Below are 22579 nucleotides of genomic sequence, written 5' to 3'. Positions count from 1 at the left end.
GGAGTAGAAATTCATCGACCGGTTGTGCGGGGGCTTCCAACGCGACCGGCTTCCTGTCGGTTGGTGAAGGGATCGTCATGTCGGGTGTCGCAGTCGCGGTGATCGTCGGATTTGTCTTGTGCGCCTTGGGTATTCGCGCGTTGTCGACTCTGGTGGAGGGAAGGGGCGCGACGTCCTGGCATCCGGACGTCGCGACAGACTCGGTACGGATGTCCGGCGACACGCCGTACCGCGCGATGATGGACGAGTGAAACGCGGGCAACTGCGCATCTACCTCGGTGCGGCACCGGGGGTCGGCAAGACCTACGCCATGTTGGGCGAGGCTCATCGCCGACTCGAACGCGGCCGCGACGTGGTAGCTGCGGTAGTGGAGACACACGGCCGAGCCAAAACCGCGGAACTGCTGGCGGGCATCGAGCGGATTCCACCGCGCATGGTGGCCTATCGCGGTACGACGCTGCCCGAACTCGATGTAGAAGCGGTGCTGCGCCGCGCCCCAGCGGTGGTGCTGGTCGACGAACTCGCGCACACCAACGCGCCGGGCAGCAAACACGCCAAGCGCTGGCAGGACGTCGAGGATTTGCTGGCCGCGGGCATCGATGTGATCTCGACGGTCAATGTGCAGCATCTGGAGAGCCTCAACGACGTCGTCGAGCAGATCACCGGCATCCAGCAGAAGGAAACCGTGCCCGATGCCGTGGTGCGCAGCGCCGACCAGGTCGAACTGGTCGATATCACGCCGGAGGCGTTGCGGCGCAGGCTGTCTCACGGCAACGTGTACGCCGCCGACAAGGTCGACGCGGCGCTGCGCAACTACTTCCGGCCCGGCAATCTCACCGCCCTGCGCGAATTGGCGCTGCTGTGGCTGGCCGATCAGGTCGACGCCGCATTGGCGAAATACCGGGCCGACCACAAGATCACCGAGCTGTGGGAGGCGCGCGAACGTGTCGTCGTCGCGGTGACCGGCGGTCCCGAATCGGAGACGGTGGTGCGCCGGGCCGGCCGCATCGCCACCAAATCCAGCGCCGACCTGATCCTGCTGCATGTGGTGCGCGGCGACGGACTTGCCGGGGTGTCGACCGAACGGCTGGCGCGGCTGCGGGAATTCGCCGCGAGCCTGGATGCCTCGCTGCATACGGTCACCGGTGACGATGTGCCGAATACGCTGCTGGAATTCGCCCGCGAGGTGAATGCGACCCAGTTGGTGCTCGGCACGTCCCGGCGCTCGCGCTGGGCGCGCATGCTCGACGAGGGCATCGGCTCCGCCGTGGTACAGGCATCCGGCAAGATCGATGTGCACATGGTCACGCACGAGGAGGCAAACCGAGGGCTGCGCCGCTATTCGCTGATGCCGCGCCAGCCGATCCGCGCATGGCTCGCGGCGGTGCTGGTTCCGGTGGCGGTCTCGGCCGTCTGCTCCTTCTTTCTGGACGGATATCTGCAGCTAGGCGGGCTCAGTGCGGTGTTCTTCATCGGCGTCGTCGCGGTGGCGTTATTGGGTGGCGTTGTGCCAGCGGCACTTTCGGCGCTGCTGTCGGGCATGCTGTTGAACTGGTTCTTCGTCGATCCGCGCTACAGCTTGACCATCGCCGAACCGGACAGCTTCGTCACGGTGGTGGTGTTGCTGATCGTCGCGGTGGCGGTCGCGGCGCTGGTCGATGTGGCCGCCAAACAGACCCGTCAGGCGCGCCGAGCCTCACAGCAAGCCGAGTTGCTGACCCTGTTCGCCGGAGCCGTGCTGCACGGTGCGGATCTGCCCAAGCTGCTGGAATATGTGCGCGAGACCTACGGGCTTCGCGCGGTCAGCATGCAGTGCGGTGACGAGGTGATCGCGGCGGTCGGCACGAGTCCGCCGCAGCGGGCCTCCGAGGCCGAAACCGCGATTCAGGCGGGCGATGCGATGAGCTGGCTGCTGTTGGCCGGACGTCCCCTCGCCGCGACCGACCGTCCGGTGCTCAACGCGGTCGCCAATCAGGCGGCCGGACTGGTCCGCCAGTCCCGGCTGGCCGAGGAAGCCAGCGCCGCCGCGGCCCTGCTCGAGGCCGACCGGTTGCGCCGGGCGCTGCTGTCCGCGGTGAGCCACGATCTACGCACACCGCTGGCCGGGGCCAAGGCCGCGGTTTCCAGTCTGCGCAGTGACGACATCGAGTTCTCGCCCGAGGACACCGTCGAATTGCTGGAAACCATCGAGGAATCGGTGGATCAGCTGACCGCGCTGGTCGGCAATCTGCTCGACTCGTCGCGTCTGGCGGTCGGTGTGGTGCAGCCGCAGTTCCGTCGGGTGTACATGGATGAGGTCGTGCATCAGGCGCTGGTGAGCGTCGGGATGGGCGCGCGCGGACTGCGGCGCGCGGCGATGGATCGGGTCAAGGTGGAGGTCGGCGAGGTTTCGGTGCGGGCAGATAGCGGCCTGCTCGAGCGGGTGCTGGCCAATCTGATCGATAACGCACTTCGGCATTCGACCCGTGATTCGCCTGTTCGGGTCACCGCGGAACGCGACGGCGACCAGGTGTCGATCGCCGTGGTCGATCTGGGTCCCGGTGTCCCGCCGGGCACCGAGGAGCAATTATTCGAGCCTTTCCAGCGGCTCGGCGATCGTGACAACACCTCGGGGGTAGGGCTCGGCCTGTCGGTGGTGCGCGGCTTCGTCGAGGCGATGGGCGGCACCGTGCACGCCGAACCGACACCGGGCGGAGGATTGACGATGATCGTGGACCTGCCTGCCGATGAAACCGAGGTGAGCAGCTGATGATGAGCACAACGACGCCGCGGACCGCACAGGAAGTCGTGATGACCGACAAGAAGCAGGAAGCACCGTCGACGAAGGTGCTTGTGGTCGATGACGAACCGCAGATCGTGCGCGCACTGCGCATCAATTTGTCGGTCCGCGGCTATGAGGTGATCACCGCGGGCACCGGCGCGGCGGCATTGCGAGCGGCCGCCGATAAGCATCCCGATGTGGTCATCCTGGATCTGGGCCTGCCCGATATGGACGGTATCGAGGTACTGGCCGGACTGCGCGGCTGGTCCGCGGCACCGGTGATCGTGCTCTCGGCGCGTACCGATTCGACCGACAAGGTGGAGGCGCTGGATGCGGGCGCGGACGACTATGTCACCAAGCCGTTCGGCATGGATGAGCTGCTCGCTCGGCTGCGGGCCGCGGTCCGCCGCGGCGCGACCGATACCGATACTTCGGATCCGGTGGTGGTGACGTCCTCGTTCACCGTCGACCTGAGCGCGAAGAAGGTCACCAGGAACGGTGAACCGGTGCATCTGACCCCGACCGAGTGGGGGATGCTCGAGATGCTGGTGCGCAACCGCGGCAAACTCGTCGGGCGGCGCGAGCTGCTGCGCGAGGTGTGGGGGCCGTCGTACGCCACCGAAACGCATTATCTGCGGGTGTATCTCGCGCAGTTGCGGCGCAAGCTCGAGATCGACCCGTCGAATCCGAAGCATCTGCTGACCGAGGCCGGAATGGGGTACCGATTCCAGGAGTGATGTCTCGGAGATCACCGGCTCGGGTGGCCATTCGTGGAAGGGCTCGCGCTCGCATGGCGTTGGCGGGAGTGAGTGTTCCATTTAGAGAATGGCAGGATCAGACCATGGCTGACCAGACCACCGCATCCGCGACCACCACCGCCGCCGCGACCGAGCCGACCACCCTGTGGGTCGAGCGCACAGGGACGAGGGCGTACACCGGTCGCAGTTCGCGCGGTGCCGAGGTATTGATCGCGTCGCAGGGCGTACCGGGAGCCTTCACCCCGGGTGAGCTGCTGAAGATCGCCCTGGCGGGCTGCTCCGGACTGAGCGCGGACTTCCCGCTCTCGCGCAAGCTGGGCGACACCTTCGACGCGACCATCCACGTCTCCGGCGACGCCGACCGCGAGAACGAGGTGTACCCGCAGCTCGACGAGGTGTTCGAGCTGGACCTCAGCGAATTGGACGAGCAGGCCCGCGAGCGACTGCTGGTCACCGTGCAGCGTGCCATCGACAAGGTCTGCACCGTCGGCCGGACGCTCAAGGCCGGTTCGAAGGTCACGCTGACATTCGATATCGACGCCATCGACGCGTGATGCCGGAAGCGGTTCGGCTCAGCGCATGGGTGCACGGCTACGTGCAGGGCGTCGGCTTCCGCTGGTGGACGCGCTCACGGGCGTTGGCACTCGGACTCGTCGGACACGCCACCAATGCCCGCGACGGTCGGGTGCATGTGGTGGCCGAAGGTCCGCGACCCGCATGCGAAATGTTGCTGGATCTTCTGCGTTCTGGAGATACTCCTGGTCGGGTCGACCTTGTTGTGGAAAGCTGGGAACCCGCGCGGGGAGATTTGTCCGGATTCGAGGAGCGGTAGTGGTTTCGACGACCGAGCGATGTGATCGTTGAGTACGGGAGGTCCGGGGGCGGGAGACGACGCGGGACGGACTCAGCCCGATCCGGAGCCGGGGTCGTCGAAGCCTGACGTGCCCGAGTCCGGCGGGTACGCGGGGTTTGAAAGCACGCCATCGCAACCGTTTTCGCCGGGGAGTGGGGCCCACTCGGCGGGTGCCGAGGCTGGTCCTGCAAGTCCTGGGTCTGACGCGGCCGGTGGCGGCTCTGGTTCGCAGGATGGCGGGGCTGGTCCGCCGGGTGGCGGGCCGGTTCAGCCCGGCGCCGAGCCGCGGCGGTTCAGTAGCCCGCCGCAAAGGGGCAGTATCCAGCGGCAAGAGCCCGGTATCACCCAGCCGCGCCCGCCGACGGTGGCGGAGGCGCGGGCGCGTGACAAGGCACGTAAGCGCGCCGAGGAGGCCGAGCGGGCCGCGACGGCGGCCGCCGAGCAAAAGAAACGCACTCGCAAGCGCGTGCTCATCGGCGGTGTCGCCATTGTCGGTGTCGCGGGTTTGGTCGGGGGCGGTTATCTCGCATACCGCGCGCTCACCAAACCCGATCAGGTGACCGCCTATTGCACCGTGATCGATCAGAACGGTCAGGAGGTCACCGCGCCCGACGACGACTGCGAGGTCGCCTCGACCGCCGTCGGATCCGGGACGACCGGAGCGTACACCGGTAGCAACGGGATCTTCATCTACAACGGGCACCAGTACCGCTACTACTACGGTGGCAACAACACCGTCGGCAAACCGCCGACCGGCGGAACTACGGTGCAGCCCAAGGGCGCTCAGATCGCGACCAAGAGCGGCAGCACCATCACTCGCGGCGGTCTCGGCACCAGCAGCAAGAGCAGCGGGGGTTCGTAATGCGACGCGTGCGCGCTACGCCGCGGCCCGGCTGGCAGCAGATCATCGAGGGCCAGGGACTTGTCTACGGATCACCAGGCCGGGATGCGAGCGGTCTGCCACGGCCGTACTGGGATGAATCGGTGCGCTACGAGTTCGAGATGTCGGAGATCCTCGCGCTGGAGGCCGATGTCGAACTGCTGCATTCGATGTGCCTGAATGCCGTCGAGCATGTGGTACTCACCGAGCGGTACAAGGATTTCGGTCTGCCCGAATGGAGTTGGGGGCCGATCGCGGAATCCTGGAAGCGCAATGATCCGTACGTCTACGGGCGCTTCGATCTGCGCTATGACGCGCGCCGTCCGGCGAAACTGTTGGAGTACAACGCCGATACGCCGACTTCGCTGCTAGAGGCGGCAATTGTGCAGTGGCACTGGCTCACCGCGCTCTATCCCGATGGCGATCAGTGGAATTCCCTACACGAGAAGCTGGTCGAGCGCTGGACCGAGCTGCGCGACATCCTGCCCTCCGCGCAATTGCATTTCACCTGGTCCGGTGCGGACGCTACCGGTGAGGACAACGTCACCACCGCGTATATGCAGGAGACCGCCGCCGAGGCCGGATTCGACACCATCGCATTACCGATCGAGGACGTCGGATTCGACAGCGAGCTGGAGCGTTTCGTCGATCTGGCCGAGGGTTCGATCGATGCGATCTTCAAGCTCTATCCGTGGGAGTGGGTGCTCGACGACGATTTCGGTAAGCGTGTGGTCGCGAGCCTGCCGCAGACCATGTGGGTCGAGCCGCTGTGGAAGACCCTGCTGAGCAATAAGGCGATCCTCGCCATCCTGTGGGAAATGTATCCCGGGCATCCGAACCTATTGCCCGCCTACCTCGATCAGCCCAATGAGCTCACCGAATACATTAGAAAGCCGAAGCTCGGGCGCGAGGGTGCGAATATGACCATTGTCGGCGCGGGCCTGGAGACGGCCACCGGCGGGGTCTACGGCGAAGAGGGTTTCGTCTACCAATTGCTGGACCCGCTACCGGAATTCGACGATATGCGCCCGGTCCTCGGCGCTTGGATCGTCGGCGACAACGCGGCCGGACTCGGGATTCGTGAAACGGCCGGATTGATCACCGACGACGGCTCGGCCTTTGTCCCGCACCGTATTACGCAGTAGCAAACGCGACCTCACCTCGGAAGGATCACGATGACCGCAGTTGCCCTCGAATCGGGTTACTGGAACTCGCTCGGCACCGGCGTTGGAGCCATCGTCCTCTACGCCATTGTCGGCTTGGCCCTCATGCTCGTCGGCTTCTACGCCATCGATCTGACCACACCCGGCAAGCTGCGCGCGTTGGTCGCTGCGGGTAAACCGAATGCCATCATCGTCACGGCCGCGGGCATGGTCAGCATGGCCTTGATCGTGGTCCTGGCGACCTACGCCTCGGCGGGCAAACTCTCCGAGGGACTCATCGCGGCCAGCGTCTACGGGTTGGTCGGCATTATCGCGCAGGTGATCTCGGTGCGGGTCATCGAGCGCGCACTCGGCATCGATATAGGTGCGGCGCTGGCGTCCGATGTCTACACCACCGAGGTTCTCGTGGTAGCAGCCGCGCATTTCGCGCTCGGTCTGGTTGTCGCCTTCGCCATTCTGTAGTTGGCACCCGCCCGGAGGTCAGTTGTCGTAGGAGGCAACTCCTACGGGCCCAACCCCGAGACAGAGGGCGAGTCCTGGTGTGCGAGGACTGATTCGGAGCATGGACCCGCTACCGACCACTCGAACGTAGACCGTATTCAACCCTTCGCGAACCGGCGCACTCACGGGCTCGCCGTGTTCGAACGAGACAGTAATCCGTCCATCTTCGTTGGCCAGATAGTTGAGCTGCACGGTCCATTCATGCTCGAGCATCGGCCCATCCAACGGAATATCGCTCGGCTGCGGCCCCTGAATCCGATACCCACAGCCGGCCTCGGGCCCGGACACAATACTGCGATTCCACCAAACCGCCGCCTCGACAATCTCACCGCTATCAGTAATCATCCGCAACCGCGGAGTCGAATCAGCAAACGTAGTCGGCGTCGCGAGCGGCGCAAGCACCCGACTGACCAGATTCTGCGGATAAGCCGTCGGATTCAACACATCCCACGGCACCTCCTGCTCCAGCAACGGCACCCCATCACCCGCCGCCAACGCCCCCTTCACATTCGTCACATACGTCCTCGTCGGATTGACCCGCCAAGACTCCACAAACGACGCAGTAGACCAAAGACTGCTCACCAGAAACACCGCCCCCAACACAGCCGTAACCCGCAAACCGGGCACTAATACCGGTATCCGATTACCCATCCTGAGAATCCACCCGGTCACCCGACCACCGACGCCCCAAAGCACCGCACGGCCCCGCCCGCATGCCGCACCGGCCCCACTCCGCAAATGCGGCACACGCGCGAGATCGCGAAAACCGGTAAGTATTTCAGCGGTGCGGCCGTGCGTACCTGGAAGCAGATCCGAACCGTGGTCGCGCGGCTGGGCACGCAATATCAGCGCACCCGCGGCGGTCAACACCACCGCGATATCGGCGAAGTAGCGCAGGGACTGCATCAGCTCGCCGGCCGTGTTCGGTCCGCTGCGGGCCAATGCGACCGGCAGTTGGGCGACGAGCACGTACACCGCCGCTGTCACCCACACCGGCCCCACCCGGAGTCGGGCACGCAGCGAAAGCAGCACCAACGCGCACAATGCGACCCAAGCCGCCACGACAGCCCAACTCGGCGGATCCGCCCACGGCGTCGACGGTAGCCAGCGCTGCCAACTCCACGGTCCGCCGAACAGCGTCGGCACAATCCCCAATGACGTCGCGCCGGGCAATAAGTCACGCAATTCCGCCGGACTGGTGTGCACCGCCGAAACATCCACCACGATCAGATATCCGGCCAGCCAGCAGGCGATCACCACGCCCGACCCACCCCATAGCGCCGCCCCACGCCGCGCCACGACCCGCAGCGCGGATCCGACACCATCGACATGCCGAACGAGCGCCGCAACAGCGAATGCCGCGAACGGAACGATCACCGACTTCTCGAAAAAGAGCAGCGCCACCCCCAACACCACGACCCCTGATGCCGCATACCGTCGCTGCCCGGTCTCGACCAGCCGCACCGCATCAGTGATCACCCAAGCGAGCGCGAATTGCAGCGGCAGCGCATTGAGCGCGGCGGCCCACCACGCGAACGCCGGAAGCGTCAACGGACAGAACAGGTAAAACCCCAGCGGCACCAGAATCGCCCACCGCACCCCCGAAAGCACGACCAGCATCCGCACCACCGCCACCGAAGCCGCCAACTGCAACACCACCAGCGACACCACCGGCCCAGCCCACGTCAACGGTGCAATCGCAGTAACCACCCAAGCCGTAGCAAACGCCAACGGCATGAAATGCCCATCGTGGTTGTACAACAGCAAATCCGCCGACCACAGCGAATGACTCCCCGACCGACCCACCAAAATCAGATCATCCCAATAGAAGAACCCACTCCCCGCTGCCCACCCCCGAATCACCAACTGCACCACCACAAGACATACCGCCACCGCAAGCACACCCCGCCCCGCCCGAACCTCCCGCGCAGGCGCGAGGTCGACCCACTCCGGCACGGCGACGGTATCCATGTCACCCCACCGTAGTGTCACGCCCTAGCCGCGTGACAACTTCGCGCCGTGGACCGCGCGCCCTCTCCTGCCTGCGGTCGCGTTCTCCCGCGCCATGTACCGATTCGCCCGGCGAAATGTGCGCGACGCGTGAATCGGTGCGCGGGAGTGGCCGCCCAGATTGCGGGCAGGCGCAACACGCGCCTAGTTTGCGCGCGAAGTAGGCCACTGCCCGAGACTATCGGCACAACGGGTCAGGCACGGTCATGCGCCGAGGGCTCGGGCCAGGTGCGGCCAGGAATCGTGGAGGTCGGTTTCGAACTGGCCCCAGGTGTGTGAGCCTTCGGGGCGGTTGACATGGATGGCGGGGAGTCCGAGCTCGCTGAGTCGGTCCGCGAATGCATCCGTGCAGGAGCTGGCGATGGCCTCGACGGGCGGGAAGCCGAGTCCGCCTTCATCGATCGCGCCAGGGGTGCCGGTGGCGGCCGAAAGATAGATCGTCTTACCCGCCAACGCACTCGCATTGGCGAACGCATCGTGCATTCGCCAGATCCCTTGGCCCAGCTCACCCCACATATTCACCGGATTTGCCCCGCCGCGGATCACCTGCGCGCTGACCATCGCCACCCCGAGCGCATCCGACGTCCACGGACATCCGCTGTAGGCCGCCACCGCGCTGTACACATCGCGCGCCTGAATGGCCAGGTCCACTGCCGACCCGGCACTCATCGATACACCCGCGATCGCATTGCGTCCGGTGCTGCCGAGCCGGGTATCCAGAACAGCCGGGAGTTCCCGCGAGAGATAGGTCTGCCACCGGTTTCGGCCGACCACCGGATCGTCGCTGAGCCAATCGGTGTACATGCTGTATGCGCCGCCGATCGGCATCACCACGTTGACGTGTTTGTCGGCGAAGAACTGCCGGACATCCGTATCGTCCCACCACGAGATGCCATCGGTGCCACCACCGATTCCGGTGAGCAGATACAGCGTCGGCGCGGGCCCACCCGCCGCTCGAATCACCCTGTTGCTCACCACCCGATCCATAGCGGGGGAGTAGACGTCCACTCGCGAGACCGAGCCGTCCAGCGGCGTCTCACCGACCACTTGCGGCGCCGCCAGCGCAGGCCGAACGGATATGACAGAAATCGCAAAACCGGCCACCAGCACACTCACGAGCGAGGCCAAATACCTTGAAGCCCTCACGATCCCGTAATACCACCGAAGATCAATGCGCAAACCCAATGCGTCCCAACCTCTTCGGGATGCTCACCGAAACTTCCCGCAACGCCACCAAGGCCCAAGGGCTCAGTCGCCGGCCGCCGGATCGAAGGCTTTTCGCGCTGGGCGTCGTCACTCGAAAGCCCGCTCGCTCAGAGTATTCCGACGGCTGGATCCCTGACCATGGCGATTGTCAGTTGGTGTGGCGTCCGAAGCGGCCCGATTCGAAACCGGCCAGCATGCGGAAGGCGAGTACGGCGCCCCATGGGCCGATGACCCAGATCGGCCACGGGTAGGTGAATTCGCCGACGCTGATCGAGATCGCGGCCCAGATGGTGAGCACGAGCACGCTCACACCGAGCCACGAGGTACCTTCGATCTGCTGCCAGATCGGGAAGCGGTTCATCGAGTTCTTCTGTGTGGCAGACTCTTTCGGCAATTTTGGCAGATCCGAGAGAACTAGCTGCAGATCGTCGCGAACGCCGGTCTCGTAGACGCGGGCGACGCGCTGATCGTATTCGGCGAGGTCGATCCGACCGTCGGCCATGTGCCGTCCGAGCAGCCGCACAACCTTCTCGCGCTCCGCATCGGAGGCCCGAGTACCAGGCGAGATTTCCATGTCCAGTTCCTAACGACTAGGTCCATATTCCACATTGGAAGGTGACCTCAGCGTGCACCCTCCAATGTGGAATGTCAAGCGGTGTGCTGCGGAATGGGGCCGGGCTGGCCATCGCTGCGGCATCCGAGATTCCAGCCGCCGTAGCCCCGACGAACTCTGCTCTGCGTTCAGCTGATCACTTGTGGCCTGGTCTGCTCGCTCCGTCGCCTCAGCACAAATGAGCCTGGGTTCGGCTGCCGCCACATCAATGAGCTGGGCTACCCGGTGTGCAGCCTATGATCTGCGATGACGCCGACCAGGTTGCTCGTCTCGCCGCTGCGCCTGTTGTTCGCGCTGGTCGGGCGGGGGCGGTTCGCTGGGGTGTGCACCGGATAGCACGTGCCGATGCGCGCCGGAACTTTTGTCCCGGGGCCAGCCGGTGGTTTCGCGGAAATCCGCCGCTTGTGCCCTGTAACGGGTGGCTGGGGGTTCGTTCCAGTGACTACTCGAGGGCTCGGATTGCCGTGGATCCGCAGGGGTCCTGCGGCGGGCATGCGTTGGTGTGCCTGGTTCGTATGGTGGTTGCTCAGGATGTCGGGTCGCTGGTGCGCCACGGCGGGCGGCTGATGGATCCACCCTGTTATCGGGCGATGCTTCGTAGCGGGGTGTGCCCGATCGTCCGGTTGGGCGTGCTGGCGGATCGTCCCACTGATCGCTCGATGGTGCGTCCCAGCCGTCACTTGGTGCGGCGTCCGAGCGATCACTCGGTGTTCTGCCCGCATGAGCCTCCGGCTGTGCCTCCCACCGATCCTTTGCTCTGCGGCGGGTGTGCGACGGCTGGCCGCGGCCTCCGGCTGGTGGTTCGTCGGGGCGCTTCGCTGAGGTCCGAGGATCTTGACGGGCCGATGTCCGGCGTCGGGTGGGGACCGGCGGGGCTTGGTCGGGTGGTGGTTCGCGGCGGCTTGATCGGGTGGGCCGAGGCGAGTCCACGTCGGGGTTACGGTGAGTGTTCGATAGCTGGTGTGCCCCAATGGTTTCGCGGGACGGGGCGGGTCGGGAAGCATCGGGACCGACCACGGGCAGCTTCCGGGTAATGCGGTGGGAAGTGTCGCCGCGTTCCCGGAAGGCGGCGGGGATGCCCTGGTTGTACAGCCAGGCGCCGGGGTCGTAGCGTTCGTGGCGGTCCAGGTCGGGTGCGGTGTGTTCGAGGAGGTCGAGCAGGTCGCCCCGGCCGCCGCCGAGGGCGGTGCGGATGGCAGGGAAGGTGGAGGCCCGGAAGGCCCAGTCCCATTCGTATGCCGGATGGGCGCCGCTGGTGTCGTGTCCGTGGAAGACGAGATCGCCGGAGCGGGTGATGCGGGCTCGCACCGTTATGCCGTCGGATTCGATATGGAAACCGCGGATATCGGTGCGGGCGCGAGTGGCGGCGTGGTCGGCGGCCTTCACCTCGAACCAGGCGGTTGTCAGGCCGGTGAGCGCGAATCCGGTGGCCACGGCGACCTGCACCCAGACATCGGAAAGGTCGCTGTTTCGACTGACCTCGCAGGCGTACAGAAACACCAGGCTCCCCACGACCAGCGTCGCGATGCGTGTCAGCCGCAGCGTCGTCGCATGACGGATTAGACCGAGCAAGGTGCTGGTCTTGTCCGATGACATGCTGTGCACTTCCGAACTAAGGTTCCGCTGGCGAATCAGACTGGATCGTATGCGCCCGAGCAGCCCGGCGATACTGCAAGCACAAACCGGTCAGTCCGGCGTAGTCGGTAGCGTCTGCCAAGTCGACACAGGGTCACCGACCACGCGGCCAGCGTCGGCTACTCCATCCGCACCCTCGACCGCCTGGCCAGGGAGAACACCGGCCACAGCGCCGAAGACACCCCTCGTTCAGCGAACCATCCTGGAAGCCAAGCGGTTGCTGATCCGCGCACCGGACTTGGTCACCGAATGCGCCGACTCCTCCGGAGTACTTCCGTCAGTGCGAGAACCGAACCTCAACCACCGTCACCGCATGCTGAACGCCCGACGTGCGAACACCGACAAGGGGTGCGAAACTGACGCGCGGCCAGCAAATGTGGGGCACACGAAATGCCGGACATCGGGCGCGGAGTCGATAACCTACGGAGGTGGCCCAGCGGTGTCCGCCCGCTTACGGGGTAACCGATGCTCGGCGGATACCATGGCTGGTCGCCTTATGGGACGACGAATTGTCCGACCACCGCGCAGGGAAGGGTCGTCGAATTTGCACCTGAAGAGTCTGACGTTGAAGGGTTTCAAGTCCTTCGCGTCCGCGACGACCTTGCGTTTCGAGCCGGGCATCACCTGTGTGGTCGGCCCGAACGGTTCGGGTAAGTCGAATGTCGTCGATGCGCTCACCTGGGTGATGGGCGAACAGGGTGCGAAAGCGCTGCGCGGCGGCAAGATGCAGGACGTCATCTTCGCCGGTACCACCGGACGCGCACCGCTCGGTCGCGCCGAGGTCACGCTCACCATCGACAACTCCGACGGTGCGCTGCCGATCGACTACGCCGAGGTCTCCATCACCCGGCGCATGTTCCGTGACGGCGCGGGTGAATACGAGATCAACGGCAGCTCCTGCCGGCTGATGGATGTGCAGGAACTGCTCAGCGACTCCGGCATCGGCCGGGAAATGCACGTCATCGTCGGACAGGGCCAACTCTCGGCCATTCTGGAATCACGTCCCGAGGACCGCCGCGCCTTCGTGGAAGAGGCGGCCGGTGTGCTCAAGCACCGCAAGCGCAAGGAGAAGGCGGTCCGCAAACTGGAGGCGATGCAGGCTAACCTCGCCCGCCTCACCGACCTCACCACCGAGCTGCGCCGCCAACTCAAACCGCTCGGCAGACAGGCCGAGGTGGCCCGCCGCGCCCAGACCGTACAGGCCGACCTGCGCGACGCGCGCCTGCGTCTGGCCGCCGACGACCTGGTCACCCGGCGCAACGAGTTGGAGAGTCAGCAGAGCAAAGAGGCGTACGCGCGCGAGCAGCAGATCACCGTGCAGACCGAACTCGATGCCGCCAATGCCGCACTGGCACAGCAGGAATTCCAGCTGTCCCGACTGACCCCGAGCGCCGAGGCCGCCGCGCAGATCTGGTTCCAGCTGTCCGCGCTGGCCGAGCGGGTCAATGCCACCATCCGCATCGCGGGCGACCGAGCCCGCAATCTGCACACCGAAATGCCCGTCGGCAGCGGACGCGATCCGGAGCAGCTCGAGGCCGAGGCCGAACGTGTGGAGGCCGAGGAGGCCGAACTGCGCGAGACCGTCGAAATCGCGACCGAAACCCTGGAAGCCGCGCGCGAGGCGCTCGCCGAACGCGAGCAGGCCGCGAAGGCCGCCGAGCAGGCGCATCTGGCCGCGGTGCGCGCTATCGCAGATCGGCGCGAGGGTCTCGCCCGGCTCTCGGGTCAGGTCGAAACCCTGCGCACCCGATCGCAGTCGGTGGACGCGGAAATCACCCGGCTCACCGTCGCGATCGGCGAGGCCCGCCAGCGCGGCGAGGCGGCCAAGGCCGAATTCGAAACGGTCCAGGGCGAACTCGGTGAACTCGAGGCCGGGGAGACCGGTCTGGACGCCCAGCATGAGCATGCGGTGCAGGCCCTCGAACTCGCCGATCAGCGTGTCACCGAACTGCGCGAACAGGATCGCGACGCCAGCAAGCGGGTCGCCTCGCTGAGCGCCCGCATCGAAGCATTGGGCATGGGTCTGGCGCGCAGGGACGGCGCGGCCTGGCTGGTCGAGAATCGCGCGCAGGGCCTGCTCGGCCCGCTCTCCGGGCTGATCCGGGTGCACGGTGGTTTCGAGGCCGCGGTCGCCGCGACGCTCGGCCCGCTCGCCGACGCCGTGGCGGCCGATACCGGGGATTCCGCACACGCCGCGATGCGGGCGCTGAAGGAAGCCGATGGTGGTCGCGTCGCGCTCGTCTTCGATGCCGCGAGTGCGCCGATCGCGTCGAACGGTGCGCTGCCCGGCGGGGCGCGCTGGCTGGTCGAGGTGGTCGACGCACCGGACAACGTACGCAGTGCCATTGCCGCGCTGACCGCCGGTGTCGCCGTGGTCGACGATCTCGCCGCCGCCACCGAACTGGTCCGGGCCAGGCCGGAACTGCGCGTGGTCACCCGCGACGGTGATCTCACCGGAACCGGTTGGGTGCTCGGCGGATCCGATCGCGCACCGAGTCAGCTGGAGATCCAGGCCGATATCGATACCGCAAAGGCCGATCTGGTCGCTGCGCAACGCCGCGCCGAGGAGCTGGAGGCGGCCCTTTCCGGTGCACTTGCCGAACAAGCCGACCGCAAGGATGCCGTCGACCAGGCACTGCTCGCACTGCACGAATCGGATCAGGCGCTGGTTGTTATCTACGACCGTCTGGGCAGGCTCGGCGAGGTGGCACGCACCGCCCAATCCGATATCGACCGGCTCACCGGCCAGCGCACGGAAACCGAGTCGGGCCGGGAAGAGGCGTTGGCGGCACTGGCCGATCTCGAAGAACGGCTGCGCCGCACCGAACTCGAATCCGAGGTCGACGACGACGGTATGGGCGCGGCGGGCACCGAATCCGCCGGACGCGACCGTGAGGAAGCCGCCGCCGCACTTGCCGAGGCACGGTCCATGGAGGTGGAGGCCCGCCTGGCAGTGCGCACCTCCGAGGAACGCGCGGAATCGGTTCGCGGCAAGGCGGATTCGCTGCGCCGGGCGGCCCGCGCCGAACGTGAGACCAGGGCCCGCGCCGAACGTGCACAGGCCGCGCGCAGGCAGGCCGCCGAAGTCGCTGCCGCCGTTGCCGAATCCGGCGCCAAGGTCGCCGCCGAACTGGAATCGGTTGTGGCGCAAGCGGGTGCACGCCGTGATGAACTGGTGCGCCGCCGCACCGAATGCGCCACCCAGGTCGAACAGATCAAGGAGCGGGTCCGCGCGCTGACCACCCAGCTCGCCCAACTCACCGACGCTGTGCACCGCGACGAGGTCGCCAAAGCCCAAGCGGCACTGCGCATCGAGCAGATCGAGGCGACCATCGCCGAACAGTTCGGCATCGCACTGTCCGATCTCATCGCCGAATACGGTCCGGATGTGCCGATGCCGCCATCGGATCTGGAATGGCAGGAGTACGAGCAGGCCAAGGAGCGCGGCGAACAGGTGACCGCGCCCGCGCCGATGCCGTTCGACCGCAAGTCCCAGGAGCGCCGCGCCAAGCGCGCCGAGAAGGACCTCGCCACCCTCGGCAAGGTGAATCCCCTTGCGCTGGAAGAGTTCGCGGCGCTCGAGGAGCGCTACAACTTCCTCGCTACCCAACTCGAGGACGTCAAGAATGCGCGCAAGGACCTGCTGGATGTGGTCGCGGAAGTCGACGCGCGCATCCTGCAGGTGTTCACCGAGGCCTACGAGGATGTCGAGCGCGAATTCGTCGGCGTCTTCGCGAAACTGTTCCCTGGCGGCGAGGGCAGGCTGGTGCTCACCGATCCCTCGGACATGCTGACCACCGGCATCGAGGTGGAGGCGCGTCCGCCCGGTAAGAAGGTCAAGCGACTGTCGCTGCTGTCCGGTGGTGAGAAGTCGCTTACCGCGGTTGCCCTGCTGGTGGCCATCTTCCGCGCGCGCCCCTCACCGTTCTACGTGATGGACGAGGTCGAGGCCGCGCTGGACGATACCAATCTGCGCCGCCTCATCGGCCTGTTCGAGCAGTTGCGGGAGAAGAGTCAGCTGATCGTCATCACCCACCAGAAGCCGACCATGGAGATCGCCGACGCCCTCTACGGCGTCAGCATGCGCGGTGACGGCATTACCCAGGTGATCAGTCAGCGGCTGCGCGGGGAGACCCTGACCCCGGTCGGCGCGGCCAGCTGAACCCAGGGCTCTTCGGGATCCGTACGTGCGCGCCCAGTGCGGATCCCGACGACCTCGGTCAGTGTGAAGTGGCCAAGCGGTCGCTGTCCTGTTGGGCCTTGATCTTGGCAGCACCGGTTGTGGTGAGCCAGGATTCGAGGGTGTTGAGGGCGGGGTAGATTTCCCGGAGCGCGGGGATGTCTGCGCGCCAGCCGCCGCCGGATTCGTGCAGCAGCCGCCAGGTATTGCCGATCTGTTCGCCGAGGGCATCGGCTTCGGCCTCGGTGACCTCGTGGTAGCGCACCGGATATCCGGTGGCCCGGGTGATCGCGGCCAGGGCCGCGACGGGAGTGATTGCATCACCGGCCAATTCGAGGGTTCGGCCGTGGAAACGATCCGGGTCGGCGAAGGCCAGTGCGGCGAAGGCCGCGATATCGTCGATCGCGATCATCTGCAGCGGCCGGTCCGCAGCGAACAGGTGCTTGTGTACGCCGTCGATTATGCCGTCGACCGGACTGCCACGCATGATGTAGTTCTCCATGAAACGCACCGGACGCAACAGGGTGTAGCGCGATCCGCTGGCCGCCGCCGCATCCTCGATGCTTTTCTTTCCGGCCTGGCCCCAGGCGGCGTCGTCGGTCATCGAGGCGACACCGGTGAAGACGATCTGTTCGACCCCCGCGCGCTCGGCCGCATCGATCACCGCGATGCCGCGAGTGGCTTCCAGATCGGCCTGCCAACCGTTCGGTCCGAAAGCGGCTGGCGGCACGAGGAATACGCCGCGCGCTCCGGCAACGGCCGCGTCCAGCGTTGCGGGGGTGTCGAAGTCACCGGTCACCAATTCGGCACCGGCGTCGGCCAATGCGCGGGCCGCGGGGGCCTGCGGATCGCGGACCAGCGCGCGTACCGCGATACCGTCGGCCAGCAGTCGGCGCGCGGTCGCGCCGCCCTGCTTGCCGGTCGCGCCGGTGACCAGGATGGGATTCTGCTGAAGGGGCATGCTCGCCTTCTCTGCTCGATACAATCGGGTCGGATAACCCGTATTCGGACGATATGGGTGCGCTCATCCAGTTGGCCAGGTCCAGGAACGGAAGACCGTAACGAAATGTCTGCTTCGCTATCCACTCCAGCGCCGTCGGTAGTCGCCGCGCGGGCCGATGCCCGCCGCAATCGCGCGCTGGTGCTGGCCGCCGCGCAGCGCGCTTTCGCCGAACAGGGCATCTCGGTGTCGCTGGCCGAGGTCGCCCGCAGGGCCGGGGTGGGCGCGGGCACCGTCTATCGGCATTTCCCCACGAAAACCGATCTGCTGGAAGCGGTTATGCAACAGCGCGTCGACCGGCTCGCGACACTGGCCGCCGAATATCTCGACGCGCCGGATCCCGGTGCCGCGTTCTTCGCGGTCTGCACCGACGTGGTCATGTCGTCCCCGCGTAGCCAGGCGCTCTGCGATATGGTCCAGTCCGATGACGGCTGGCCGAAGGCACTGCTTCGCGGCGCGGGCGACCGCTTCCATCATGCGCTCGGCGCGCTGCTGACCGCCGCGCAGCGCCAAGGTTCGGTCCGTGCCGATATCGAAATCGCCGATGTACTGGACATTTTCACGGGATGCGTCGCGATCCAACGACGTCAGCGACCCGGCGGACCGATGATTCGGGCTGTCGCGATCATGCTCGATGCCATGCGCGCGAACTCCGTAACGAAACCTGATTCGGAGGTCAAGCTACGTAACGAAACCGGTGTGCGTAACGAAACTCCGCACTGTCCGATATGCGGTACCGAGATCCGTTCCACCGGCACTGGCCGCCCGGCCCGATACTGCTCAGCGGCGTGCCGTCAGAAGGCGCACCGCCAACGAACCACCCGCGCCGCGCTGGCCGAGGCGGCCTTGCTGCGATAATTCGGATTCCGCCCAGCGACCGTCTGCCCGGGACGGGACGTTCTGGGCAGACGGTCGGCAAAAGGGCGCGGAGTTAGAGCAGATCGCTCACGTCGTCCGGTACGTCGACAGCGTATTTGCGCAAAATGTCCATCGAGATCACTTCCAGGGCGTTTTCATGGGTGGCCGCAAGCACCACGGGCGCGGCGACACCGTCCTCGTGGGCGTGCAACCAGCGCACGGCCACCACGCACCACCGGTCTCCCGGCTGCAGGCCCGGGAAGTTGTTCTCCGGGCGCGGCGTACTCAGATCGTTGCCGATGGACGCCTGGTGTTCGAGAAATTCGGCCGTGACGACGGTGCACACGGTATGGCTGCCCAGATCCTCCGGCCCGGTACTGCAGCAGCCGTCCCGGTAGAAGCCGGTGAGAGGATCGGTGCCGCACTCTTCCAGCGGCCCCCCAAGCACGTTTCGATCGGTCACGTCGCCGATACTATTGTCCCATCGCGAGAAGTTCCGCAGGACAAGAAATCTCGGGGGTTGTGTGTTGGGTCCAGGACGCTGTGGTAAGGCGAAGGACCTGCTTCTGCAAGGATGGTCGGCGTGAGTTCCGAAGCCTGGATCCTGATCGCCGCTGTCGCCGCCCTGCTGGTGGTGGCGTTCGTCGCCGGATTCGTCCTGTACAAGCGCCGTCGCATCACGCTGACGGCGCCCACCGCCGAGAAAGAAGTGACCGACCGGTCGGGTGGATACGCGGCCTCCGGTGGCTTCAACTTCAGTCAGGGCGGCACGGCCACCGCGACACGCCCGGAGCCGCCCTCACCGATCGAGCGAACCGATACCGAGGGGCAGCCGCACGTCGGCGATGACGCGGCGATTCCGCGTGACGCGCCGAAGCGTGGCATTACCAATGTGCCGCTGCCCGAGGGCGATGTCGAAACCGCGGAGTCCGCGCCGATCGAAACCGACGGCGCGGCCACCACGGCCGAATCCGCAACGGCCACGTCCGATTCGGATACCGCGGTCGAATCGGACGAGACGACCGCCGAACCCGGAACCGCCCCGCCCACCAGTGCCGATGGCACCGCGCCTGCGGAGAGCATCACCTCCGCGGACACCGGAACCGCCGCACCCGCGGACACCACCGCACCGACGGACACAAAACCGGCCCCTCCTGCGGACACCACCCCGCGCGCAGCCACGCCGCCAACCCCCGACAAGCCCTCCGTAGAAACCGCCCCCGAACCCACAGCCGCCGACGCGGCCACGACCCCCGCCCTCGAGGAAATCGAGCCGACCGCGGGCCGCCTGGTGCGCCTGCGCGGCCGCCTGTCCCGTTCGCAGAACGCGGTCGGCAAGAGCCTGCTCGGCCTGCTCGGCGGCGGCGACCTCGATGACGATTCCTGGGAAGAGGTAGAGGACACCCTGGTCCTCGCCGATCTGGGCACCGCGAGCACCGCGGCGGTGGTGGAGCGGCTGCGCGAGGAGATGGCCGCGCGCAGCGTCCGCGATACCGAACAGGCTCGCGCCGTGCTGCGCGAGGTGTTGATCGAGGCGCTACGTCCCGAACTCGACCGCTCGGTGCGGGCACTCCCGCACGACGATCACCCGTCGATCCTGCTGGTTGTCGGTGTCAACGGCACCGGCAAGACCACCACGACCGGCAAACTCGCGCGCGTACTGGTCGCCGACGGCCGCCGGGTCCTGCTCGGCGCCGCTGACACCTTCCGCGCTGCCGCCGCTGATCAGCTACAGACTTGGGGTGAGCGCGTCGGTGCGGATACGGTTCGTGGCAGGGAGGGCGCGGACCCGGCTGCTGTCGCCTTCGACGCGGTCAGCGCGGGTATCGAGGGCGGCGTCGACGTCGTCATGATCGATACGGCCGGTCGGCTGCACACCAAGACCGGTCTGATGGACGAGCTCGGCAAGGTCAAGCGCGTTGTAGAGAAGAAGGCCGTGGTCGACGAGGTCCTGCTCGTCTTGGATGCCACCGTCGGACAGAACGGCCTCATGCAGGCGCGTGTCTTCGCGGAGGTCGTCGATATCACCGGCGTCGTGCTCACCAAACTGGACGGAACGGCCAAGGGCGGCATCGTCTTCCAAGTGCAGCACGAACTCGGTGTTCCGGTGAAGCTGGTCGGTCTCGGCGAGGGCGCCGACGACCTGGCTCCCTTTGAACCCGCCGCCTTCGTGGACGCGTTGCTCGGCTAGTTCCGCAACCACCGATCCTCCCTCTCGGAAGCAGCTGTCGGTTTGCTCCGACACCCATCGCACACCTGCGATGAAACGTCTGTGTACGCCAGGAAACGTGGTAGCAACACAACTGCCCCAGGCGTTCACTTAGGCGAAACACAGCATCATCACGGATGAAACACCGAATGAGGACCCTTCTGTGCAGGTCCAATTGCCGGAGTCGGCTGGGCCCGAGATGAGGAGGACATTAAGGTGGCTTTTCCCCTTACCGGTGCACCGGACACTGGTGACACCGCCTGGATGCTGGCCAGTTCAGCGCTCGTATTGTTGATGACGCCTGGCCTGGCGTTTTTCTATGGCGGCATGGTCCGCTCCAAGAACGTGCTCAACATGATCATGATGAGCATCAGTGCCATGGGTCTGGTCGGCGTGCTGTGGTCGCTATACGGATACTCGACCGCGTTCGGTGACAACAAATTCGGCGTGATCGGCGATCCTGCGCAGTTCTTCGGTCTCAAGGGTCTGATCGGCGGCAATTCGGTTGCCGAGGTCAAGGACGCCAGCGGCGCTGTCACCACTGCGGCAGTGAACATTCCGCTCGCGGGTACGATCCCCGCGACCGTGTTCGTCGCGTTCCAGTTGATGTTCGCGATCATCACGGTTGCCCTCATCTCGGGTGCGGTCGCCGACCGCCTGAAGTTCGGCTCCTGGCTGCTGTTCGCCGGTATCTGGGCGACGGTCGTCTACTTCCCGGTCGCGCACTGGGTCTTCGACTTCGATGTCAAGGACGCCGACGGCAATGTCGTGCACGAAGGCGGCTGGATCGCGAACAAACTGCTCGCGGTCGACTTCGCCGGTGGTACCGCGGTCCATATCAATGCCGGTGCTGCGGGCCTGGCCCTGGTGTTGGTGCTCGGCAAGCGCAAGGGCTGGCCGAAGACGCCGTTCCGCCCGCACAACCTGCCGTTCGTGATGCTCGGCGCGGGTCTGCTGTGGTTCGGCTGGTTCGGCTTCAACGCCGGTTCCGCCGTTTCCTCCGGTGGTCTGGCCGGTTCGACCTTCATCACCACTACCCTCGCGACCTGTGCCGCAATGCTGGCGTGGCTGCTGGTGGAGAAGGTCCGCGATGGCAAGCCCACCTCGCTGGGCGCGGCATCGGGCGTGGTGGCCGGTCTGGTCGCGATCACCCCGTCGTGTTCCTCGGTCAACGTGGTCGGCGCCCTGGTGATCGGCTTCGTGGCCGGTGCGATCTGTGCGCTGGCGGTCGGCCTGAAGTTCAAGTTCGGCTTCGACGACTCGCTCGATGTCGTGGGCGTGCACCTCGTCGGCGGCGTCATCGGCACCCTGATGGTGGGCCTGGTTGCCGCACCGGAGGCGGGCGCGGGCAAGACCGGGCTGTTCTACGGCGGCGGCTTCGACCAGCTGTGGCGTCAGGCCATCGGTGCCGGTGCGGTACTCGCGTTCTCCTTTATCGCGAGCCTGATCATTGCCTATATCGTGAAGTTCACCATTGGGCTGCGCGCCAGCGAGGAAGCCGAGTCGGTGGGCATGGACGAGTCCGAGCACGCTGAAACGGCATACGATTTCGCTGCTGTGGGTGGCACGGCACGTACCGCCGTCAAGGAGGCATGACGACATGAAACTGATCACCGCAATCGTCAAACCGTTCACTCTCGAGGACGTCAAATCCGGGCTCGAGCAGGCTGGTGTGCTGGGCATGACCGTCAGCGAGGTGCAGGGCTACGGCCGCCAGAAGGGGCACACCGAGGTCTACCGCGGCGCGGAGTACTCGGTGGATTTCGTGCCGAAGGTTCGGGTCGAGGTTGTCGTGGACGATGCCTCGGTCGACAAGGTCGTCGAGGTGATCGTCGAGGCCTCGCGCACCGGCAAGATCGGTGACGGCAAGGTCTGGGTGACACCGGTGGAGTCGATCATCCGAGTGCGGACCGGCGAACGCGGTACCGACGCCCTCTAAACGGAGAATCGAA

General features: G+C 66.1%; 19 protein-coding genes. 13 read left to right on the top strand and 6 right to left on the bottom strand.

The window, feature by feature from the left end; translation table 11 throughout:
- The first annotated feature begins 77 nt into the window (after positions 1–77).
- The 8 genes from ACIBJI_RS23165 (at position 78) to ACIBJI_RS23130 (ending at position 6877) form a co-directional block, all read left to right on the top strand.
- Complete coding sequence (locus tag ACIBJI_RS23165) at positions 78–251, top strand: hypothetical protein (RefSeq protein ID WP_397085613.1); 174 nt, start codon at positions 78–80, stop codon at positions 249–251.
- Positions 248–2749 (top strand): ATP-binding protein, encoded by a 2502-nt coding sequence (locus ACIBJI_RS23160; RefSeq protein ID WP_397085611.1) that lies wholly within the window; start codon positions 248–250, stop codon positions 2747–2749. Before ACIBJI_RS23165 ends, ACIBJI_RS23160 begins: the two co-directional genes overlap by 4 nt.
- Before the next feature lie 41 nt (positions 2750–2790).
- Complete coding sequence (locus ACIBJI_RS23155; protein ID WP_364342042.1) at positions 2791–3498, top strand: response regulator; 708 nt, start codon at positions 2791–2793, stop codon at positions 3496–3498.
- Positions 3499–3602: 104 nt separating this feature from the next.
- The gene (locus ACIBJI_RS23150; RefSeq protein ID WP_364341774.1) at positions 3603–4073 is read left to right on the top strand and encodes an OsmC family protein; all 471 of its coding nucleotides are present in this window, start codon (positions 3603–3605) and stop codon (positions 4071–4073) included.
- Complete coding sequence (locus tag ACIBJI_RS23145; protein WP_364341772.1) at positions 4073–4351, top strand: acylphosphatase; 279 nt, start codon at positions 4073–4075, stop codon at positions 4349–4351. The genes ACIBJI_RS23150 and ACIBJI_RS23145 overlap by 1 nt, the downstream gene beginning before the upstream one ends.
- Positions 4352–4736: 385 nt before the next feature.
- Positions 4737–5234, top strand: a complete 498-nt coding sequence (locus ACIBJI_RS23140) for a hypothetical protein (protein WP_397085609.1) — start codon at positions 4737–4739, stop codon at positions 5232–5234.
- On the top strand, positions 5234–6397 hold the full coding sequence (locus ACIBJI_RS23135; protein ID WP_364341770.1) for a glutathionylspermidine synthase family protein: 1164 nt from the start codon (positions 5234–5236) through the stop codon (positions 6395–6397). The genes ACIBJI_RS23140 and ACIBJI_RS23135 overlap by 1 nt, the downstream gene beginning before the upstream one ends.
- 30 nt (positions 6398–6427) lie before the next feature.
- Entirely contained in the window at positions 6428–6877 is a 450-nt protein-coding gene (locus tag ACIBJI_RS23130) for a DUF350 domain-containing protein (RefSeq protein WP_063042863.1), read from the top strand.
- A gap of 18 nt (positions 6878–6895) precedes the next feature.
- Here the strand turns inward: ACIBJI_RS23130 and ACIBJI_RS23125 are convergent, their stop codons facing one another.
- The 4 genes from ACIBJI_RS23125 to ACIBJI_RS23110 all read right to left on the bottom strand — a co-directional run bounded on the left by ACIBJI_RS23125 (position 6896) and on the right by ACIBJI_RS23110 (position 12341).
- Positions 6896–8887: a hypothetical protein gene (locus ACIBJI_RS23125; RefSeq protein WP_364341767.1), complete on the bottom strand. Its 1992-nt coding sequence runs from the start codon at positions 8885–8887 to the stop codon at positions 6896–6898.
- A 243-nt stretch (positions 8888–9130) separates the two neighbouring features.
- On the bottom strand, positions 9131–10072 hold the full coding sequence (locus ACIBJI_RS23120) for an alpha/beta hydrolase (protein WP_397085607.1): 942 nt from the start codon (positions 10070–10072) through the stop codon (positions 9131–9133).
- Positions 10073–10280: 208 nt separating this feature from the next.
- Complete coding sequence (locus ACIBJI_RS23115; protein WP_364341765.1) at positions 10281–10706, bottom strand: DUF1707 domain-containing protein; 426 nt, start codon at positions 10704–10706, stop codon at positions 10281–10283.
- Between the two features lie 273 nt (positions 10707–10979).
- Positions 10980–12341 carry a hypothetical protein gene (locus tag ACIBJI_RS23110; RefSeq protein WP_364341763.1) on the bottom strand — a complete coding sequence of 454 codons (1362 nt, stop codon included), beginning with the start codon at positions 12339–12341 and terminating at the stop codon, positions 10980–10982.
- Positions 12342–12924: 583 nt separating this feature from the next.
- On the opposite strand from ACIBJI_RS23110, the gene smc reads away from it, so the two are divergent.
- The gene (gene smc, locus ACIBJI_RS23105) at positions 12925–16542 is read left to right on the top strand and encodes a chromosome segregation protein SMC (RefSeq protein WP_397085605.1); all 3618 of its coding nucleotides are present in this window, start codon (positions 12925–12927) and stop codon (positions 16540–16542) included.
- Positions 16543–16600: 58 nt separating this feature from the next.
- Here the strand turns inward: smc and ACIBJI_RS23100 are convergent, their stop codons facing one another.
- Positions 16601–17521: an NmrA family NAD(P)-binding protein gene (locus ACIBJI_RS23100; RefSeq protein WP_364341758.1), complete on the bottom strand. Its 921-nt coding sequence runs from the start codon at positions 17519–17521 to the stop codon at positions 16601–16603.
- 105 nt (positions 17522–17626) lie between these two features.
- On the opposite strand from ACIBJI_RS23100, the gene ACIBJI_RS23095 reads away from it, so the two are divergent.
- Positions 17627–18418, top strand: coding sequence for a helix-turn-helix domain-containing protein (locus ACIBJI_RS23095; RefSeq protein WP_364341756.1), 792 nt, complete (start codon positions 17627–17629; stop codon positions 18416–18418).
- Positions 18419–18491: 73 nt separating this feature from the next.
- On the opposite strand, the gene ACIBJI_RS23090 is transcribed toward ACIBJI_RS23095, so the two are convergent.
- Complete coding sequence (locus ACIBJI_RS23090) at positions 18492–18881, bottom strand: DUF2237 family protein (RefSeq protein WP_019048221.1); 390 nt, start codon at positions 18879–18881, stop codon at positions 18492–18494.
- Positions 18882–19001: 120 nt separating this feature from the next.
- Between ACIBJI_RS23090 and ftsY the strand changes: the two genes are divergently transcribed.
- From ftsY to ACIBJI_RS23075, 3 genes are all read left to right on the top strand, one after another.
- Positions 19002–20609 (top strand): signal recognition particle-docking protein FtsY, encoded by a 1608-nt coding sequence (ftsY, locus tag ACIBJI_RS23085; protein ID WP_396956153.1) that lies wholly within the window; start codon positions 19002–19004, stop codon positions 20607–20609.
- A 234-nt stretch (positions 20610–20843) separates the two neighbouring features.
- Positions 20844–22223 (top strand): ammonium transporter, encoded by a 1380-nt coding sequence (locus ACIBJI_RS23080; protein ID WP_364341751.1) that lies wholly within the window; start codon positions 20844–20846, stop codon positions 22221–22223.
- Positions 22224–22227: 4 nt separating this feature from the next.
- On the top strand, positions 22228–22566 hold the full coding sequence (locus ACIBJI_RS23075) for a P-II family nitrogen regulator (protein WP_040868325.1): 339 nt from the start codon (positions 22228–22230) through the stop codon (positions 22564–22566).
- Positions 22567–22579: the final 13 nt, after the last annotated feature.

Source organism: Nocardia sp. NPDC050408, assembly GCF_044458905.1.
Taxonomy (GTDB): Bacteria; Actinomycetota; Actinomycetes; order Mycobacteriales; family Mycobacteriaceae; genus Nocardia.
This window is presented reverse-complemented; position numbering and strand designations above follow the sequence as displayed.